This is a genomic window from Acidovorax sp. LjRoot118, from assembly GCF_964253575.1.
Classification (GTDB): domain Bacteria; phylum Pseudomonadota; class Gammaproteobacteria; order Burkholderiales; family Burkholderiaceae_C; genus Acidovorax.
The window spans coordinates 5327944-5345038 of sequence record NZ_CAXURB020000001.1 but is presented as its reverse complement, the minus strand read 5'-3'; the positions used below and the strand labels follow the sequence as shown (position 1 = coordinate 5345038).

16 protein-coding genes are annotated in these 17095 nt (G+C 67.6%); 10 read left to right on the top strand and 6 right to left on the bottom strand.

The window, feature by feature from the left end; genetic code table 11:
• Positions 1–2: 2 nt before the first annotated feature.
• Positions 3–668: an amino acid ABC transporter permease gene (locus ACSQ9E_RS25110; RefSeq protein ID WP_057200105.1), complete on the top strand. Its 666-nt coding sequence runs from the start codon at positions 3–5 to the stop codon at positions 666–668.
• Positions 669–698: 30 nt separating this feature from the next.
• On the top strand, positions 699–1436 hold the full coding sequence (locus tag ACSQ9E_RS25105) for an amino acid ABC transporter ATP-binding protein (protein ID WP_057200106.1): 738 nt from the start codon (positions 699–701) through the stop codon (positions 1434–1436).
• Positions 1437–1607: 171 nt separating this feature from the next.
• Here ACSQ9E_RS25105 and ACSQ9E_RS25100 read toward each other — a convergent pair whose 3' ends face one another.
• Positions 1608–2528 (bottom strand): MurR/RpiR family transcriptional regulator, encoded by a 921-nt coding sequence (locus ACSQ9E_RS25100; RefSeq protein WP_436219473.1) that lies wholly within the window; start codon positions 2526–2528, stop codon positions 1608–1610.
• 101 nt (positions 2529–2629) lie between these two features.
• Between ACSQ9E_RS25100 and ACSQ9E_RS25095 the strand changes: the two genes are divergently transcribed.
• The 5 genes from ACSQ9E_RS25095 (at position 2630) to htpX (ending at position 7855) form a co-directional block, all read left to right on the top strand.
• The gene (locus ACSQ9E_RS25095; protein ID WP_436219472.1) at positions 2630–3799 is read left to right on the top strand and encodes a M20 family metallopeptidase; all 1170 of its coding nucleotides are present in this window, start codon (positions 2630–2632) and stop codon (positions 3797–3799) included.
• A gap of 47 nt (positions 3800–3846) precedes the next feature.
• Positions 3847–4836: a Bug family tripartite tricarboxylate transporter substrate binding protein gene (locus ACSQ9E_RS25090; protein ID WP_436220264.1), complete on the top strand. Its 990-nt coding sequence runs from the start codon at positions 3847–3849 to the stop codon at positions 4834–4836.
• 46 nt (positions 4837–4882) lie between these two features.
• Positions 4883–5929: a dihydroorotase gene (gene pyrC, locus ACSQ9E_RS25085; protein ID WP_436219471.1), complete on the top strand. Its 1047-nt coding sequence runs from the start codon at positions 4883–4885 to the stop codon at positions 5927–5929.
• A gap of 44 nt (positions 5930–5973) precedes the next feature.
• Positions 5974–6663 (top strand): DUF3025 domain-containing protein, encoded by a 690-nt coding sequence (locus ACSQ9E_RS25080; RefSeq protein WP_436220263.1) that lies wholly within the window; start codon positions 5974–5976, stop codon positions 6661–6663.
• 319 nt (positions 6664–6982) lie between these two features.
• Positions 6983–7855, top strand: a complete 873-nt coding sequence (htpX, locus tag ACSQ9E_RS25075) for a protease HtpX (RefSeq protein WP_057266312.1) — start codon at positions 6983–6985, stop codon at positions 7853–7855.
• An 87-nt stretch (positions 7856–7942) separates the two neighbouring features.
• On the opposite strand, the gene ACSQ9E_RS25070 is transcribed toward htpX, so the two are convergent.
• Both ACSQ9E_RS25070 and ACSQ9E_RS25065 read right to left on the bottom strand, forming a co-directional pair.
• A complete protein-coding gene (locus ACSQ9E_RS25070) occupies positions 7943–8638 on the bottom strand; it encodes an SDR family oxidoreductase (protein ID WP_057266311.1) in 696 nt (231 codons plus the stop codon).
• Positions 8639–8696: 58 nt separating this feature from the next.
• Positions 8697–9830, bottom strand: a complete 1134-nt coding sequence (locus tag ACSQ9E_RS25065; RefSeq protein WP_436219470.1) for a thiolase family protein — start codon at positions 9828–9830, stop codon at positions 8697–8699.
• A gap of 86 nt (positions 9831–9916) precedes the next feature.
• On the opposite strand from ACSQ9E_RS25065, the gene ACSQ9E_RS25060 reads away from it, so the two are divergent.
• Together ACSQ9E_RS25060 and ACSQ9E_RS25055 are read left to right on the top strand one after the other, a co-directional pair.
• Positions 9917–10498: a TetR/AcrR family transcriptional regulator gene (locus ACSQ9E_RS25060; RefSeq protein WP_436219469.1), complete on the top strand. Its 582-nt coding sequence runs from the start codon at positions 9917–9919 to the stop codon at positions 10496–10498.
• Positions 10499–10682: 184 nt separating this feature from the next.
• Positions 10683–12251: a methyl-accepting chemotaxis protein gene (locus ACSQ9E_RS25055; RefSeq protein WP_436219468.1), complete on the top strand. Its 1569-nt coding sequence runs from the start codon at positions 10683–10685 to the stop codon at positions 12249–12251.
• 31 nt (positions 12252–12282) lie between these two features.
• Here ACSQ9E_RS25055 and ACSQ9E_RS25050 read toward each other — a convergent pair whose 3' ends face one another.
• Positions 12283–13329 carry a GlxA family transcriptional regulator gene (locus tag ACSQ9E_RS25050; protein WP_436219467.1) on the bottom strand — a complete coding sequence of 349 codons (1047 nt, stop codon included), beginning with the start codon at positions 13327–13329 and terminating at the stop codon, positions 12283–12285.
• Between the two features lie 108 nt (positions 13330–13437).
• Here ACSQ9E_RS25050 and ACSQ9E_RS25045 point away from each other — a divergent pair, with 108 nt between their 5' ends.
• Positions 13438–14781 (top strand): amidohydrolase, encoded by a 1344-nt coding sequence (locus ACSQ9E_RS25045; protein WP_436219466.1) that lies wholly within the window; start codon positions 13438–13440, stop codon positions 14779–14781.
• A 3-nt stretch (positions 14782–14784) separates the two neighbouring features.
• Here ACSQ9E_RS25045 and ACSQ9E_RS25040 read toward each other — a convergent pair whose 3' ends face one another.
• Together ACSQ9E_RS25040 and ACSQ9E_RS25035 are read right to left on the bottom strand one after the other, a co-directional pair.
• A complete protein-coding gene (locus tag ACSQ9E_RS25040; protein WP_436219465.1) occupies positions 14785–15327 on the bottom strand; it encodes a VUT family protein in 543 nt (180 codons plus the stop codon).
• A 13-nt stretch (positions 15328–15340) separates the two neighbouring features.
• Entirely contained in the window at positions 15341–17071 is a 1731-nt protein-coding gene (locus ACSQ9E_RS25035) for an NAD(P)/FAD-dependent oxidoreductase (protein WP_436219464.1), read from the bottom strand.
• Positions 17072–17095: the final 24 nt, after the last annotated feature.

The window sequence follows — 17095 nt, the reverse complement described above, 5'->3', positions numbered from 1 at the left end:
CAATGAATCTCGATTTTTCCTTCTACAACTGGGACCTGATCTCCAACTTCGTGCTCAAGGGGCTGTATTTCAGCCTTTTCCTCACGGTGGTGGCCACCATCGGTGGTGTGCTCTTCGGGACCGTGCTGGCGCTCATGCGCTTGTCGGGCAAGAAGTGGCTGGACGTGCCCGCGACCATCTACGTCAATGGCATGCGCAGCATCCCGCTGGTGATGGTGATCCTGTGGTTCTTCCTGCTGGTGCCGGCCATCATTGGCCGGCCTATCGGCGCGGAAGTGTCTGCGGTGGTGACCTTCATCGCCTTCGAGGCCGCCTACTTCAGCGAAATCATGCGCGCCGGCATCCAGTCCATTGCGCGTGGCCAGGTCCATGCGGGCCAGGCGCTCGGGATGACCTACGGGCAGAACATGAAGCTCGTGGTGCTGCCCCAGGCGTTTCGCAACATGCTGCCGGTGCTGCTCACGCAGACCATCATCCTGTTCCAGGACACCTCGCTGGTCTACGCCATAGGTGCCTACGACATGCTCAAGGGCTTTGAAGTGGCCGGCAAGAACTTTGGCCGCCCCATCGAGGCTTACCTGGCCGCAGCGGTTCTGTACTTTGTGATGTGCTATGCGCTGTCCTGGATGGTCAAACGCCTGCACCAGAAGATCGCGATCATTCGCTGATGCAAAAGAGATTGGATTGAGGAACAAGAAATGATCGAACTCAAGAACGTATCCAAGTGGTATGGCCCCGTGCAGGTGCTCAACGAGTGCTCGGCCGTCATCAACAAGGGTGAAGTGGTGGTGGTGTGCGGGCCTTCGGGCTCGGGCAAGTCCACGCTGATCAAGACCATCAACGCGCTCGAGCCCTTCCAAAAGGGCGAGATCACGGTGGACGGCATCCAGCTGCACGACCCCAAGACCAACCTGCCCAAGCTGCGCAGCCGCGTCGGCATGGTGTTCCAGCACTTCGAACTGTTCCCCCACCTGTCGGTGACGGAGAACCTGACGATTGCGCAGGTCAAGGTGCTGGGCCGCAGCCCCGACGATGCCAAGAAGCGTGGCCTGAAGATGCTGGAGCGCGTGGGCCTGATGGCGCACAAGGACAAGTTCCCTGGCCAGCTCTCGGGCGGCCAGCAGCAGCGTGTGGCGATTGCCCGTGCCCTGAGCATGGACCCCATCGTGATGCTTTTCGACGAACCCACTTCGGCGCTCGACCCCGAAATGGTCGGCGAAGTGCTGGACGTGATGGTGGGCCTGGCCAACGAAGGCATGACCATGATGTGCGTGACCCACGAAATGGGCTTCGCCCGCAAGGTGAGCAACCGCGTGATCTTCATGGACGTGGGCGGCAAGATCCTGGAGGACTGCTCCAAGGACGACTTCTTCAACCACCCCGAAGCCCGCCAGCCACGCACCAAGGACTTCCTCAACAAGATCCTGGCGCACTGAGTGGTGCATGCATGCCTGTGCCCTGCGGGGCACGGCGTGCAGGATTTCATACAAGGCGCCTTCGGGCGCCTTTTTTTGTTCGTGGCGGCAGCGCAAAGCGTGGGAGGCCCAAGCTGGGTTCGCGGCTTCTCGCGCCCGGTGACCTCGGCGCGCTGAGTCGCTGGCTGCCGTCTATTTTCGGACGGGCTTGCGTCCTGGAACTCCCTCCACGATGAGCTGCTGGTCCTCCACATCCTTCCACAGCGTATCCCGGCGCTTGAGTGCTTCCGACACGGCTTCGTGCCGCAGCTGCGCCACGGCCGACACCAGCGCGTTGCACAGGAAGAAGGCGGCGGTATACGAGTCGAATGGCGAGGCGTTCGAGGTGCGCACCAGGATGCGTTCATGGGCCAGCACGGCCAGCGGGGCCGAGGCGCTGTCGGTGATGGTCAGCACCTGGCCACCGGCCTCGCGAAAGCGCTGCGCAACCTTCACCGGCCCGCTCGCGTAGCGGCGGATGCTGAAGGCCAGCAGCACATCGTCGGGCTGCACCCAGAGCAACTGGTCGGTGGCGGCCACAGCACCCGCGCCCAGCTCATGCACACCGGGGCGGCACATGTTCAGGTGCAGCGCCAGCCACGCTGCCACGGGCGCGCTGTTGATCTGTGCGAGCACGAAGACGCGGCCCTTGCCCTGCGCCAGTCGCGTGGCGATGGCCTCGAAGGCCGCCATGTCCAGCCCGTCGCGCGTGGCGCCGATGTTGTGCTGGTCGTGCAGCAGGGCGTCGTCCACGCATTGTTGCAGGCTGCGCCGTGTGCCGATGGTCACGGGCGCGCGCTGCCCGGCCGTCTGCAGCAGGGCCGTGACCTCGGCGCGGGCCTCGCGCTGGGCCTCGGCGTAGCTGCCATAGCCCAGCTTGGCGAACAGCCGCACCACGGTGGAGGCGCTGGTGCCGGTGCGGGCGGCCAGGGCGGTGGCCGATTCGAGCAGCGCATGGGGGTAATCGCGCTCCAGCGACTCGGCCAGCGCGCGCTCGCTGGCCGTGAGGCCCGCGCCCTGGCGGGCCAGGCGCTCGGGCAGCAGTCCGTCTGAGTTCTGCAATGATAATTTCATTGATGTCCATTTTATGAAAAATGTATTGCAAACAAGGCCGCTGCATGCAACACTTTCACTCCATCGCCCAGCCGTCCCCGGGCGTGGGAGCAAAGGAAAACATGCAGGATACCCTTGAAGAAAGCCGCGTGCAGGTACGCACGCGCATCCTCGATTGGCTGGCCGGCCAGCAACAGGCGATGCAAGACCTGTTGCAGAAGGTGGTGGACATCGACAGCGGCAGCCGCGACGAAGGGGGCGTGACGGCGGTGGCCGCAACCCTGCGCGAGCGGCTCGTGGCCGCCGGCGTGGCGGTGGAGTTGGTGCCCGTACCCGGCTATGGCGTGCTGCTGCAGGCCCAGGTGCCTGGCCCCACCGAGGGCGCACCCATCCTGCTCATGGGCCACATGGACACCGTATACCCGGCCGGCACCGCAGCGCGCCGCCCCTTCCGCGTGGAAGAGGGGCGGGCCTATGGCCCCGGCGTGGCCGACATGAAGTCGGGCCTGGTGATGAACACTTTCGTGGCTGAGGCCTTTGCGCGCTGCGGCGGGCTCACGGCGCCGCTGCGGCTGTTCTTCTCTTGCGACGAGGAGATCGGATCGCCCGCCACGCGCGAGCAGATCATGGACGCCGCCCGCGGCGCCCGCGCCGTGCTCAATGCCGAGCCCGGCCGTGTGAGCGGCAACCTGGTCACCAGCCGCAAAGGCTCCATGGCCGTTGAGTTCGAGGTGCAGGGCGTGGCCGCCCATGCCGGCATCAACCATGCGGCCGGCGCCAGCGCCATCGGGGCATTGGCGCACAAGATCCTGGCGCTGCATGTGCTGACCGACGTGGCTGCGGGCATCACCACCAATGTCGGCGTGGTGCAGGGCGGCATCGTGCCGAACATGGTGGCGCCGCACGCCAAGGCCGAACTGGACGTGCGCTACACCGCCGAGACCGACCCCGACGAACTCTTCGAGCGTGTGCGCGCCATCGTCGAGGCCGAGAGCCTTCCCCGCACCCAGGGCCGCGTGACCGGCATGCGCCGCACCCTGCCCATGAAACCCACTCCCGATGCACTGCTGGCGTTGTACCAGCGCGGCGCGCAATCGCTGGGCTTTTCGGTAGAGGGCGAGTTCACCGGCGGCGCGGCCGACAGTGGCCTGACCGCTTCGGTGGGCGCGCCCACGCTGTGCGGCACCGGCCCCGTGGGTGGCCACCCGCACACCGAGCGTGAGTACTGCGAGCTGTCCACCCTGGTGCCGCGCGCGCAGGCCGTGGCGCTGGCCGTTCTCGACCATCCCTGATTTCCGATCCCTGCAAGACCTTGAGAGAAGACCCCGTGAACTCCTTCATGCAACCCAATCGCCGCCACATCCTCAACGCCGGCCTCGGGCTGGGCCTCGCGGGCCTGGCACCGCTGGCCGCACAGTCCCAGGACAAGTACCCCTCGCGTCCCATCACGCTCGTGGTGCCCTTTCCTCCCGGCGGATCGGTGGACATCATGGCTCGCCAGTATTCGGAGCCGCTGTCGCGCATCCTGGGCGTGCCCATCGTGGTCGAAAACCGCGCCGGCGCCGGTGGCTCCGTCGCATCACTGGGCGTGGCGCGCGCCAAGCCCGATGGCTACACCCTGGTGGTGTCCTCGCAAAGTAGCCACCTGGCCAACCCGCTGACGCAGCCCAAGGTGGGCTATGACCCAATCAAGGACTTCGAGAACATCGCCATCCTGGGCCGCCAGCCCAATGCGCTGGTGGTGCATTCGAGCCTGCCCCTCAAGTCCGTCAAGGAGTTCGTGGACTACGCCAAGAAGAACCCCGGAAAGCTCAACTACGGCAGCGGCGGTGTGGGCAGCATGGGCCAGCTCAACGTGGAGATGTTCAAGGCGGTCACCGGTATCTATACCACGCACATCCCCTACCGCGGCGGTACGCCGCTGATCACGGCCGTGCTGGCCAATGAGGTGCAGTTCATCCTCGACAACCTGGTCATCATGCTGCCCCATGTGCAGGCCGGCAAGGTGCGCGCGCTGGCCGTCGCCTCCGAGCAGCGCCTGCCGCAACTGCCCGATGTGCCCACCATGGCCGAGGTCGGCTATCCCGAGCTCAACCTCAGCTCCTGGACCGGCCTGGCCGCCCCTGGCGGTACCCCTGAAGCCATTGTGCAGACGCTGTACAAGGCCGTGCGCCAGGCCGCCACGGCACCGGCCATGGTGGCCAACCTCAAGGAGCGCGGCGTGATCGTGCCCGAGGAGATGCCGCCCGCCGCCTTCGAGAAGATGATGGCCGAGCTCCTGGTGAAGTTCGGCGACGTAGTGCGCAAGGCCGGCATCACGGCCGAATGAGCGGTGCTGGCAGGGGGGTGATGCGGGGAATGGGAGAATATCGCCCATGACCGCAGCAGCCCCCACCAACACCCTCACCATCACCCGCCCCGACGACTGGCACCTGCACGTGCGCGACGGGGAGCCCCTGTTCACCGTGGTGCCGCACACGGCCGCCCAGTTCGGCCGCGCGATCATCATGCCCAACCTGCGCCCGCCCGTGACCACGGCCGAGCAGGCCCTGGCTTACAAGGGGCGCATCCTGGCCGCCGTGCCTGCCGGCGTGCAGTTCGAGCCGCTGATGACGTTGTACCTCACCGACAACCTGCCGCCCGAAGAGATCGTGCGCGCGCGCGAAGCCGGGGTGGTCGCTGCCAAGCTCTACCCTGCGGGCGCCACCACCAACAGCGACGCGGGCGTGACCGACCTGCGCAAGACCTACAAGACCCTCGAAGCCATGCAGAAGAGCGGCATGCTGCTGCTGGTGCACGGTGAAGTGACCAGCAGCGACATCGACCTGTTCGACCGCGAGGCGGTGTTCATCGAGCAGCAGCTGATCCCGCTGCGCCGCGATTTCCCCGAACTCAAGATCGTCTTCGAGCACATCACCACCAAGGATGCGGCCGACTACGTGCAGGCGGCCGACCGCTTCACGGCGGCCACCATCACCGCGCACCACCTGCTGTACAACCGCAACGCAATCTTCATCGGCGGCGTGCGCCCGCACTACTACTGCCTGCCGGTGCTCAAGCGTGAGACGCACCGCGTGGCCCTGGTGCAGGCCGCCACCAGCGGCAGCGCCAAATTCTTCCTGGGTACCGACAGCGCGCCGCACCCCGCGCACCTCAAGGAGCACGCCAGCGGCTGCGCCGGCTGCTACACCGCCCACGCGGCGATGGAGATGTATGCCGAGGCCTTCGACAATGCAGGCGCGCTTGACCAGCTCGAAGCCTTCGCCAGCTTCAACGGCCCGGACTTCTACAGTCTGCCGCGCAACACCGGCATCATCACGCTGCAACGCGAATCGTGGACGCCGCCCGACAGTTTCGCCTTTGGCGAAGCCGAACTGAAGCCTTTGCGCGCGGGTGAAGCGCTGCCGTGGCGGCTGGTCTAGAGGCCATTGACTGGGCCGCCGCCTGGCTGGCCCCGTGGCGGGCGATGGGGGAACCGGTGGCCCGGCAGGAGCTGCCGGTGCACCGCGCGCTGCAGTGCTTGCCGGCCATGCCGGTCCAGTTTGCCCCGCAGGACGACTTGCCCGAAGGCGCGGCCTACGAGCAGCACATCTTCGACACGCGCCGCGTGCCCACGCGCGACAACCTGCACGATTTTTTCAACGGCCTGGTGTGGCTGCAGTTCCCGCAGGCCAAGCGGCGGCTGAACGCGCTGCAGGCCGGTGCCATCGCGGCGCACGGCATTGGTGCGGTGCGCGGCCCGCTGCGCGATGCGCTCACGGTGTTCGATGAGAACGGCGCCCTGCTCGATGCGCCTGCACCGATCTGGCAGGCGCTGAACGCGCGCGAGTGGCAGCGCCTTTTCGTGGATCTGCGCCCGCTGTGGCGTGAAGCCCGGCTGGTGCTGTTCGGCCATGCGCTGCTGGAGAAGCTCGTGACGCCGCGCAAGCCTATCGTTGCGCATGTGTACCGTGCGCCGGCACCCATGGCCTCCCTGGCACAGGCCGATGCCTGGCTGGCGCAGCAGATGCAGCCCGAATATTGGGCCACCAAGCCCTTCACGCCACTTCCGGTGCTGGGCGTGCCCGGCTGGTGGGCGGCCAATGAGGATCCCTGTTTCTACGCCGATCCGCAGGTGTTCCGGCCTTCCCGCGCCATGTCGGACAAGACGCCCTAATTCCCGTCAGCGACTGTGTGATAAGGCCCCTCCAGGCAATTCGCCCTACCATACCGCGAAGGGAAACTGCGGTTGCGGGCCATGGTGTGGCGGTGCTTGAATCGCGCCGGCCCACCCCCCATATAGTGAACCGTAACAGCCAATTCAGAAGTGCTTGCCACGCCTGCGATGCGCAGGGCGTCGTTGCAAATGCTCGCCATAGCTTCGGCTATGGCTGCGCTTTGCGCCTAGCCCTGCACACCGCAGGTGCGGCCCTCACTCCCGAATCGACTGTTGCGGTCCACCGGCCGCAGTTCCTTGTTTACCCCACGGAGAGAACATGAAGCGGATATTTTTGTTTGTACTGACCAACCTGGCCGTCGTCGTCGTGCTGGGGGTGGTGGCGAGCCTGCTGGGCGTCAACCGCTACCTCACGGCCAACGGCCTGAACCTCGGCGCATTGCTGGGTTTCGCGCTCATCATGGGTTTTGGCGGCGCCATTATCTCGCTGTTGATCAGCAAGCCCATGGCCAAGTGGACCTCGGGTGTGCGCGTGATCGACGGCTCGGGTTCGGCCGATGAGCGCTGGATCGTCGAGACGGTGCGCAAGTTCGCCGACGAGGCCAAGATCGGCATGCCCGAAGTTGGCATCTTCGAGGGCGACCCGAACGCATTCGCCACGGGCGCGTTCAAGAACTCGGCGCTGGTGGCCGTGTCCACCGGCCTGCTGCAGGGCATGACGCGTGAAGAGGTCGAGGCCGTGATCGGCCACGAGGTGGCCCACATCGCCAACGGCGACATGGTGACCATGACGCTGATCCAGGGCGTGATGAACACCTTCGTGGTGTTCCTGTCGCGCGTGATCGGCTACGCGGTGGACAGCTTCCTGCGCAAGAACGACGAGAACAGCTCGGGCCCCGGCATCGGCTATTACGTGACCACTATCGTGCTCGACATCGTGCTGGGTTTTGCCGCCGCCATGGTGGTGGCCTGGTTCAGCCGCCAGCGCGAGTTCCGCGCCGATGCGGGTGCCGCCCAACTGATGGGCCGCCGCCAGCCCATGATCAATGCCCTGGCCCGCCTGGGCGGCATGCACCCGGGCGAGCTGCCCAAGAGCGTGGCCGCCATGGGCATCGCCGGCGGCATCGGCAAGCTGTTCAGCACCCACCCGCCCATCGAGGAGCGCATTGCCGCGCTGCAGAACAAGGCGTGATGCGTTGAACGGCCCCGGGGCCGTATCGCTCAGTTAAAAAAAGCCGCCGGGTGTGAACCCGGCGGCTTTTGTTTTTGGGGACCTGCCTCAGCCTGCGTAGGCCGGGGTGGCGCTGGAGAGTGATTGCTTCACATGGCGCGTGGTGTCGTCGGCCAGCACCTCGGCGAGGCCGGCCTGCACGCCCTGCAGCGCCAGGCGTGCGACGTCGAGCGGGGCGGCCTTGGGGGCGTCCAGGCCGCGCGTCATGTCGGTGTCCATGTAGGCCACGTGCAGGCTGGTCACCTGCGTGCCCTGGGCGCGCAACTCGTTGCGCAGGCCATTGCTCAGCGACCAGGCCGCGGCCTTGGAGGCGCTGTAGGTGGCCACACCGGGAATCGTGAGCCAGCTCAGGACCGACAGCACGTTGAGCACCGCGCCACCGCCGTTCGCCTGGAGCACCGGGGCGAAGGCCTGGGCCACGGCCCAGGGGCCGAAGAAATTGGTCTCGAACTCGGCGCGCGCAGCCGCCATGGCATCGGTGCCCAGGAAGCTCGACCCACGCGAGATGCCGCTGTTGTTCACCAGCAGCGTCACGTCGGGGCAAGCGGCCACGGCGGCGGCGATCTGGGCGGGGTTCGTGACATCGAGCTGCACGGGGATGACGCCGGGCAAGGTGACGGTGGCAGGGTCGCGTGCGGCCGCGTAGACCTTGCGGGCACCTGCGGCGAGGGCCGCCTGCGCAAAGGCCAGGCCCAGGCCCCGGTTGGCACCGGTGATGAAGACGACGGAGTTCTGGAGGTTCATGGAAGCAGTCCTTGGGGCAAGAGATACGAGGTGGGGTGGGAGAAATGGTTGGTGGCTGTCACAGCGCCTGCAGCACCGTGGCAATGCCCTGGCCGCCGCCGATGCACTGGGTGGCCAGCGCGTAGCGCCCGCCCTGGCGCTGCAGCAGCGCAGCCGCCTTGCCGGTGATGCGCGCGCCGGTGGCGCCCAGCGGGTGGCCGATGGCCAGGCCGCCGCCGTCGAGGTTGATGGTCTCGGGCCGCAGGCCCAGTTCGCGGATGCAGGCCAGCGCCTGGGAGGCGAAGGCCTCGTTGATCTCGACCACGTCCATGTCGGCTGCGGTCAGGCCTGCGCGCGCCAGCGCCTTGCGCGATGCGGGGATGGGGCCCAGGCCCATGAAGGCCGGGTCCACGCCCGCCGTGGCCATGGCGACGATGCGCGCCAGCGGTTGCAGGCGATGGCGCGCGGCGTAGGCCTCGCTGGTCACCAGCACGGCGGCTGCGCCATCGGTCAGTGGCGACGAAGTGCCCGCCGTGACCGAGCCGGTCTCGCGGAACGCGGGCTTGAGGCTGGCCAGCGCTTCGAGCGAGGTGGCGGGGCGGATGCAGCCGTCCTCGGCCACCACCTGTCCGTCGGGCAGGGCGATGGGCACAATCTCGTTGCGCAGTAGGCCGGCTTCGCGCGCTGCGGCGGCCTTGCGGTGGGATTGCAACGCCAGTTGCTCCTGGTCGGTGCGCGACACCGCGTAGCGCTCGGCCACGTTCTCGGCCGTCTCGCCCATGGCCATGTAGGCATCGGTCTGCTCGAACAGCACAGGGTGGGGCGAGAAGGTGAGGCCGCCCTGCGGCACCATGGTCATGGACTCCACCCCCAGGCACAGGTAGGCCTCGCCCAGCCCGGCCTCGATCTGCGCGGCGGCAATGTGCACGGCCGACATCGACGAGCCGCAAAAGCGGTTCACCGTCATCCCGCTGACCCCGTGCGGCAGCCCCGCCAGCAGCGATGCGATGCGCGCGATGTTGTTGCCCTGCGCGCCCTCGGGGTAGGCGCAGCCGGCGATCACGTCTTCCAGCGTCGCCGGGTCGATGCCGGTGCGCTGCACCAGGCTCCTGATGAGTTCGGCGGCCAGCGTGTCGGGCCGCACCTGGGCCAGGGCACCTTTGCGTGCGAAGTGGAACGGAGTGCGCGCATAGGCGGTGATCAATGCTTTCATGGGAGATGCCTTTTTAAATGTTGTTTGACATGAATAAATATAAATGTCGATCAACATGTAAAATAAGTCAAGCACAAGGAGAAGCCATGAAAGTGACGAGGGCGCAGGCCGAGGCCAACCGCGAGCGCATCGTGGATGTGGCAGGTGAGTTGTTCCGTGAAAAAGGGTTCGACGGCATCGGCCTGAACGAGCTGATGCAGGCCGCCGGGCTGACCCGGGGCGGCTTCTATGGCCATTTCGAGTCCAAGGATGAACTGGCCGGCCTGGCATGTGAGCGCGCACTCATGGCCAACCAGCACTACTGGGAGGAGCTGTCTGCCAAGCCCCCGGCCGAGGCGCTGCAGGCGCTGGTGGGGTTCTACCTCTCGGACCTGCATTGCCAGCACACCGCCAAAGGCTGTGCGATGGCGGCGCTGGCCGGTGACGTGGCCCGCGCTGGTGCCGCGCTGAAGGGCACGTTCGAAACCGGGATCGACAATTTCCTGCGGGTGCTGGAACCGCTGATGCAGGGTGACGAACCCGCCGAGCGCCGCGAACAGGCCTTGGCTGCGCTGTCGCAATTGGTGGGGGCACTGGTGCTGTCACGCGCCGTCCGCAGCCCGGAGCTGTCCGGCGAACTGCGTGCCGCAGCGGGGGCGAGCGTGCTGAGGGGTGCGGCGGCAGGGTGAACTTGAGAAAGGCCCTTTCCTGCCATTTGGCTGGAGTGAGGCTGGTATGGGGCTGGCAGGGGGCTGGCAGGGGGCACGCCGGGTTCAAGTATTCGTCCCATATTGACGATATAAGGGAAAACCCTGATTTGTTGCAATCTGCTACAGATCCAGTATTCACTGACCCCACCAACAGGCCTGCACCATGTCCCTCACCCAAACGCGTGTCGCGTTCCGCCTGGCCCTCGCCTTTGGCGTCGTATGCCTTGTGATGTTCCTGTCGGCAGCCGTGGGGATCTGGCGGCTGGCGGAGCTGCAGGACATCGCCGATGACCTGGGCGGCGCCTCCTCCGAGCGGGCCCTGCTGGCCCGCGAGCTGCACGCCATCGTGGTGCTCAGTTCGGTGCGGGCCGAGACCCTGCTGGAGATCGACAACCCGGCTTACACAGCGCGCATCGACGCCGACCGCAAGGTCACTTCGGCGCGCTCCAGCGAGGTGCGCAAACGGCTCGACGAGCTGACCGAAGACCCCGCATCGCAACGCATCTTCGACACCATCGACAAGGCGGGCAACCAGTTTCGCAGCGTGCGCGACGATCTGGTCAAGCGCCGCAAGGCCGGCGAGGCCCTGCCTGCAGATGCCATTGCCGGCACCCTGCGCCCAGCGGCGGAAGCCTATGCCAAGGCGGTCGACGAGCTGGCCGAATACCAGCGCCAGCGCGTGGCCGATGCGCGCGCTGCGGCCACCCGCAGCGAGAAGATGGGCACCTTGCTGCTGGCTGCGGGCTCCGCGCTGGGGCTGCTGCTGAGCCTGGTGTGTGCCTGGTTGCTGTCGCGCTCCATCCTGCGGCCCCTGGCACGGGCATCGGACGTGACCGACCGCATCGCCGAGGGCGACCTGACCTCGCACGTGCCCGCCGCAGACACCGGCAACCGCGATGAACTGCAGGCCCTGGTGGCCCGCCTGGGCGACATGCAGGCACGCCTGGCGGAGCTGGTCGTGGGCATGCGCGGGGCCAGCGCCTCGGTGGCCGATGCCAGCGGCGAGATCGCGGCGGGCAACAGCGATCTGTCGGCCCGAACCGAGCAGACGGCCTCGAACCTCGAAGAAATCGCCGCCAGCATGGAAGAGCTGCTGGCCACCGTGCGCCACAGCGCCGACGCGGCCGCGCAGGCCAGCAGCCTGGCGACCGGTGCCAGCGGCGTGGCCCAGCGCGGGCGCGATGCGGTGGACCGGGTGGTGGGCACCATGGAGGGCATCGCCCAGTCGTCCCGGCGCATTGCCGACATCACCAGCGTGATCGATGGCATCGCCTTCCAGACCAACATTCTGGCGCTCAATGCGGCCGTGGAAGCCGCCCGTGCCGGTGAGCAGGGCCGTGGTTTCGCCGTGGTGGCCAGCGAGGTGCGCAGCCTGGCCCAGCGCTCGGCCACGGCCGCCAAGGAGATCGGTGGCCTGATCAGCGACAGCGTGCGCCAGGTGGACGAAGGCTCGGCGCTGGTGCATGCCGCTGGCAGCACCATGGGTGAGATCGTCGACTCGGTGAAACAGGTGGCGACCATCATCGGCGAGATCAGCACCGCCGCGCGCGAGCAGACCACGGGCCTGAGCCAGGTGGGCGAGGCCGTGTCCCAACTGGACCAGATGACGCAGCAGAACGCCGCGCTGGTGGAGGAGTCTTCGGCCGCCGCGCAGGGCCTGCGCGTGCAGGCGCAGCAGCTGGCCGAACTGGTGGAGGCGTTTCGCCTGCCCTCGACGGGCACGCTGCGATAGGCCCGGCCCTGGCAGCTTCGCCGCACCCGTCTCAACCCACTTCCACCCGCCAGCGCCTGCGCGGGGCACGCAAGGCGTGGCGCTTGCGGTACTCGGCCGGCGGCATGCCGGTGTGCCGCACGAAGATGCGGCGAAAGGCCGCAGGGTCCGCATAGCCGCAGGCCACGGCGATGCTGGGTACGCTCTCCAGCGTCACTTCGAGCATCACCTTGGCGCGCGCGCAGCGCAGGGCATGCAGGTAGTCGAGCGGCGACTGCGCCAGCTCGGCCCGGAAATGCCGCAGCAGGGTGCGTGTGCTCACCGATGCGGCCTGCGCCAGGCGTTCCAGTGAATACGGCTCTTCCAGGTGGGCCTCCATCCATGCGATGGCGCGCGCCAGGGTGCTGTCGCGCGTGGCCGGGATATGCTGCTGGGCATTGGCCTGCAGGGCGGCCTGCGCGCGCTGGTGGTCGGGCGCCATCACCGTGGCGCAAGCCCGGGCCATTTCCTCGCCAAAGGCATGGCGCACCAGGGCGATGGCCAGGTCCACCAGGTTGTGGGGCAGGGCGCCGCTCAGCCAGGGGCCATCGTCGGTCCAGTCCCGCCCCGGCACCAGCGTGATGCCAGGGAAGTCCCGCGCAAAGCCAGCCATGTAGAACCAGGGCAGGCTGGCCGTGCGCCCCTGCAGGCGGCCGCTGGCCGCGGCCAGCCAGGCGCCATCGCCCATGGTCAGCAGCTTTTGCCCGGCATCCACTGCAATGCCGACCTGCCGCACCAGCGCGGGGTGGCGCGCCACCACCTGGCGTATGGCCGGAATGTCGGCCGCGAGGAACGAGGCAATGAACACCGCCTGTGCCGGGCCGCTGTGCACTTCGGTGGACGGTCCGGCAGCGGTGTAGTGCGCCCATGGTCCGGTCAAGGCGGGCAGGGGCTGGCCGTCGGCATCGAGAAGCCGCCAGTCCATGCGCGGCGCCTGGTTCCCCGACCGCAGGCGGGCCAGCAGGTTGGCGCTGCGCAACAGGTCGATGAAGTGCAGGGCAGTGCCCAGGGAGGATTCAGGCACCAGCGGAATGTCGATGCGGAAGGTGGGGATGGGCATGGCGGTATCGGCTCTGTAGATGGCGATTTTCGCTTGTCATGAAACATCTGGGCACCCGTAGCATGAACGCTCGTTCTTTTTTAACTCCCCCTGCACGGACCCCGCCTCATGCACAAAACCCTCTCGTCGATCGCCATTGCCGCCGGCCTCGTTGCCGGCAGCCTGGCCCTGGTCTCTTCCGCCCATGCCCAGGCCCTGGATGCCGCTGGCCTGCAGGCCATCGATACCGCCGTGAACGGCGTGGCCGGCAAGATGGTCAGCTGGCGCCGTGACATCCATTCCCATCCCGAACTCTCGGGCCAGGAAGTGCGCACCGCCAAGCTGGTGGCCGAGCACCTCAAGCGCCTGGGCATGGAGGTTCAGACCGGCGTGGGCGGCACCGGCGTGGTGGGCACGCTGCGCGGCGGGCTGCCGGGCAAGGTGGTGGCCCTGCGCGCCGACATGGATGCGCTGCCCGTGCCCGAGAACACCAACCTGCCGTTCGCCTCCAAGGTCAAGGCCAACTACCTGGGCAAGGAAGTGCCGGTGATGCATGCCTGTGGGCACGATGCCCACGTGGCCATGCTCATGGGCGCGGCCGAGGCCCTGGCGGGCATGCGGGCCACGCTGCCGGGCACCATCAAGTTCATCTTCCAACCCGCCGAGGAAGGCGCGCCGGTGGAGGCCGACGCCAGCGGCAAGGTACCCAGCTTCGGCGCCAAGGCCATGGTGGAAGAGGGCGCGCTGAAAGACGTGCAGGCCATCTACGGCCTGCACATCACGGCCAACCTGCCGTCCGGCGTGGTGGGCTACCGCAGCGGCCCGCTGATGGCGGGCTCGGACAACATCAGCATCCAGGTCGAAGGCCGCGGCGGCCATGGCTCGTCGCCCTGGAACGCGGTGGACCCGGTGGTGGCTGCCAGCCAGGTGGTACTGGGCCTGCAGACGGTGGTGAGCCGCCAGCTCAACATCAGCCAGGAGCCGGCCGTGATCACCATCGGCTCCATCCATGGCGGCACGCGCTACAACATCATTCCCGACAACGTGGAGCTGCTGGGCACGCTGCGCACCTTCGATGAAGGCATGCGCCAGGAGGCACTCAAGCGCATCACCACCACGGCCGAGTCCATCGCGGCATCAAGCGGTGCCAAGGCCAAGGTGCGCTTCGGCCCCGTCGCCTACCCCGTGACCTCCAACCCTGCGGCGCTGACCGAAGCCTCGCTGCCTGCGCTCAAGCTGGCCACCGGCGGCAAGGCCATGATCATCCCCAAGGTCAGCGGTTCGGAAGACTTCTCCGAATTCCAGAAGGTGGCCCCTGGCTTCTTCTACTTCCTGGGCGCGCCACCCAAGGGTGCGGACTTCACCAAGGCACCATCCAACCATTCGCCGTTGTTCGACATCGACGAAGACCAGATGCCCGTGGGTGCCCGTACCCTGGCTGCGCTGGCCGTCGACTTCCTGCAGCGCAAGTAAGCTTCAGTGGAGCTGCGCTGCCCGGTTGCCGATGAGCAGGCGAAAGGGCAGCAGCAGCGCCACGCCCAGCACCAGCTTCACGGCCAGGTCGCCCAGGGCCCAGGTGACCCACGGGTCGCTGGTGCCTGCAAACGCGATGCTCCAGAAGACCGCCGTGTCCAGCACGGCCGCGAGCAGCGTGGCCACCAGCGGCGCGCGCCACCAGCTGCCGTGGCGCAGGCGGTCGAACACGCCAATGTCCAGCCACTGTGACAGCAGGAAGGCCGTGCCCGAGGCCACGGCAATGCGGGCCGGCGCCAGCACCAGCGAGGCCACCACCGCCACCGCGAAACCCACCCATGCCACCCGCCGCGCCTGCTGCGGGCCATGGCGGCGGTTGACCAGCTCGCTCACCAGGAAGGCCACCGGGTAGGTGATGGCACCCCAGGTGAGCCAGTCGTTGATCGGAAACTGCACCAGGATGTTGGAGGCCAGCACCACGGTGGCCATCGCCAGCGCCGCAGCGATGAACTGTGCGCGCGTGGGCGCTGTAAGCAGGAGGTCCATAGGGGCGGTGGCCTCAGGCCGTGCCCAGCAGCGCGCGGGCCACGGCTTCGCCGACCTTGATTCCATCGACCCCGGCTGAAAGGATGCCGCCCGCGTAGCTCGCGCCCTCGCCCGCCGGGTAGAGCCCGCCAGTGTTCAGGCTCTGCAGGTTCTCACCGCGCCCGATCTTGAGCGGGGATGAGGTGCGCGTCTCCACCCCGGTGAGCACCGCGTCGTGCATGTCGAAGCCCTTGATCTTGCGGCCAAAGGCCGGCAGCGCCTCGCGCAGCGCCGCGATGGCGTAGCCGGGCAGGGCTGCATGCAGGTCGCCCAAGGCCACGCCGGGCTTGTACGAAGGCTCCACGTCGCCGAGCTGCTTCGAATCGCGCCCGGCGATGAAGTCGCCCACCAACTGGCCGGGCGCACTGTAGTCGCTACCGCCCAGCACATAGGCATTGGATTCGAGCTGGCGCTGCATCACGATGCCCGCCAGAGGGTGGTGCTGCCCGGCCGGCTGCGCTTCGGCGCCATAGGTCGCGCCCAGGTGCAGCGCGAAGGCCTCGGCATCGGTCGGGTAGTCGGTGGGGTCGATGCCCACCACCATGCCGGCATTGGCATTGCGCTCGTTGCGCGAATACTGGCTCATGCCGTTGGTGACCACGCGGCCCGGCTCGCTGGTGGCAGCCACCACCGTGCCGCCGGGGCACATGCAGAAGCTGTAGACTGCGCGCCCGTTGGCCGCGTGGTGCACCAGCTTGTAGTCGGCCGCGCCCAGCAAGGGGTGGCCGGCATGGCGGCCCCAGCGGGCGCGGTCGATCACGCCCTGCGGGTGTTCTACCCGAAAGCCGATGGAAAACGGCTTGGCCTCCATGGCCACGCCGCGCTGGTACAGCATGGCGAAGGTGTCGCGCGAGCTGTGGCCCAGCGCCATCACCACATGGTCGGCACGCAGTTCGGTGGTCTCACCCGTGGCCTGGTTGAGCACCGTGAGGCCGCGCAGGTGTCGGCTCTCGCCCGTGCCTTCGACGACGACGTCGGTCACGCGCTGTTCGAAGCGGATCTCGCCGCCCAGTGCGATGATCTGCTCGCGCAGGTTCTCCACCACCTTCACCAGCTTGAAGGTGCCGATGTGCGGGTGTGCCACGTACAGGATCTCTTCGGGCGCCCCGGCCTTGACGAACTCGCCCATGACCTTGCGGCCCAGGTGGCGCGGGTCCTTGATCTGGCTGTAGAGCTTGCCGTCGCTGAAGGTGCCTGCGCCGCCTTCGCCGAACTGCACATTGCTTTCGGCGTGCAGCTCGCGCTTGCGCCACAGGCCCCAGGTGTCCTTGGTGCGCTCGCGCACCGGCTTGCCGCGTTCCAGCACGATGGGCTTGAAGCCCATCTGCGCCAGCACCAGTGCGGCAAAGATGCCGCAGGGCCCGAAGCCCACCACCACGGGCCGCAGCGCCAGGTCGGCGGGCGCCTGACCCACCGGCTGCCACACCATGTCGGGCGTGGGCTGGATGTGCGGGCGGCCGGCATGCCGGGCCAGCAGCACGGCTTCGCCCGACGGGTCGGCCAGGGCGAGGTCGATGATGTAGACCGCCAGCAGGTCGGCCTTGCGCGCATCGAAGCTGCGCTTGTGTACATGCACGCCGGCAATGTCGGTCGGGGCGATGCCCAGGATCTGGACGGCCTGGGCGCGCAGCGCGTCCAGCGGGTGTTCGGCGGCGTCGGCCGGCACGGCGGCCAGCGGCAGCTTGATTTCGGAAAGGCGGATCATGGTCTTGCAGGCCCGTGTCGATCG

Excerpts from the sequence above, each read along its gene's own strand:
- ACSQ9E_RS25065 (WP_436219470.1), bottom strand. The coding sequence starts at position 9,830 with ATGAAAGCATTGATCACCGCCTATGCGCGCACTCCGTTCCACTTCGCA.
- ACSQ9E_RS25090 (WP_436220264.1), top strand. The coding sequence starts at position 3,847 with ATGCAACCCAATCGCCGCCACATCCTCAACGCCGGCCTCGGGCTGGGC.
- pyrC (WP_436219471.1), top strand. The coding sequence starts at position 4,883 with ATGACCGCAGCAGCCCCCACCAACACCCTCACCATCACCCGCCCCGAC.
- ACSQ9E_RS25040 (WP_436219465.1), bottom strand. The coding sequence starts at position 15,327 with ATGGACCTCCTGCTTACAGCGCCCACGCGCGCACAGTTCATCGCTGCG.
- ACSQ9E_RS25050 (WP_436219467.1), bottom strand. The coding sequence starts at position 13,329 with ATGCCCATCCCCACCTTCCGCATCGACATTCCGCTGGTGCCTGAATCC.
- ACSQ9E_RS25080 (WP_436220263.1), top strand. The coding sequence starts at position 5,974 with ATGGGGGAACCGGTGGCCCGGCAGGAGCTGCCGGTGCACCGCGCGCTG.
- ACSQ9E_RS25095 (WP_436219472.1), top strand. The coding sequence starts at position 2,630 with ATGCAGGATACCCTTGAAGAAAGCCGCGTGCAGGTACGCACGCGCATC.
- ACSQ9E_RS25100 (WP_436219473.1), bottom strand. The coding sequence starts at position 2,528 with ATGAAATTATCATTGCAGAACTCAGACGGACTGCTGCCCGAGCGCCTG.
- ACSQ9E_RS25110 (WP_057200105.1), top strand. The coding sequence starts at position 3 with ATGAATCTCGATTTTTCCTTCTACAACTGGGACCTGATCTCCAACTTC.
- ACSQ9E_RS25055 (WP_436219468.1), top strand. The coding sequence starts at position 10,683 with ATGTCCCTCACCCAAACGCGTGTCGCGTTCCGCCTGGCCCTCGCCTTT.
- ACSQ9E_RS25045 (WP_436219466.1), top strand. The coding sequence starts at position 13,438 with ATGCACAAAACCCTCTCGTCGATCGCCATTGCCGCCGGCCTCGTTGCC.
- ACSQ9E_RS25070 (WP_057266311.1), bottom strand. The coding sequence starts at position 8,638 with ATGAACCTCCAGAACTCCGTCGTCTTCATCACCGGTGCCAACCGGGGC.
- htpX (WP_057266312.1), top strand. The coding sequence starts at position 6,983 with ATGAAGCGGATATTTTTGTTTGTACTGACCAACCTGGCCGTCGTCGTC.
- ACSQ9E_RS25035 (WP_436219464.1), bottom strand. The coding sequence starts at position 17,071 with ATGATCCGCCTTTCCGAAATCAAGCTGCCGCTGGCCGCCGTGCCGGCC.
- ACSQ9E_RS25060 (WP_436219469.1), top strand. The coding sequence starts at position 9,917 with ATGAAAGTGACGAGGGCGCAGGCCGAGGCCAACCGCGAGCGCATCGTG.
- ACSQ9E_RS25105 (WP_057200106.1), top strand. The coding sequence starts at position 699 with ATGATCGAACTCAAGAACGTATCCAAGTGGTATGGCCCCGTGCAGGTG.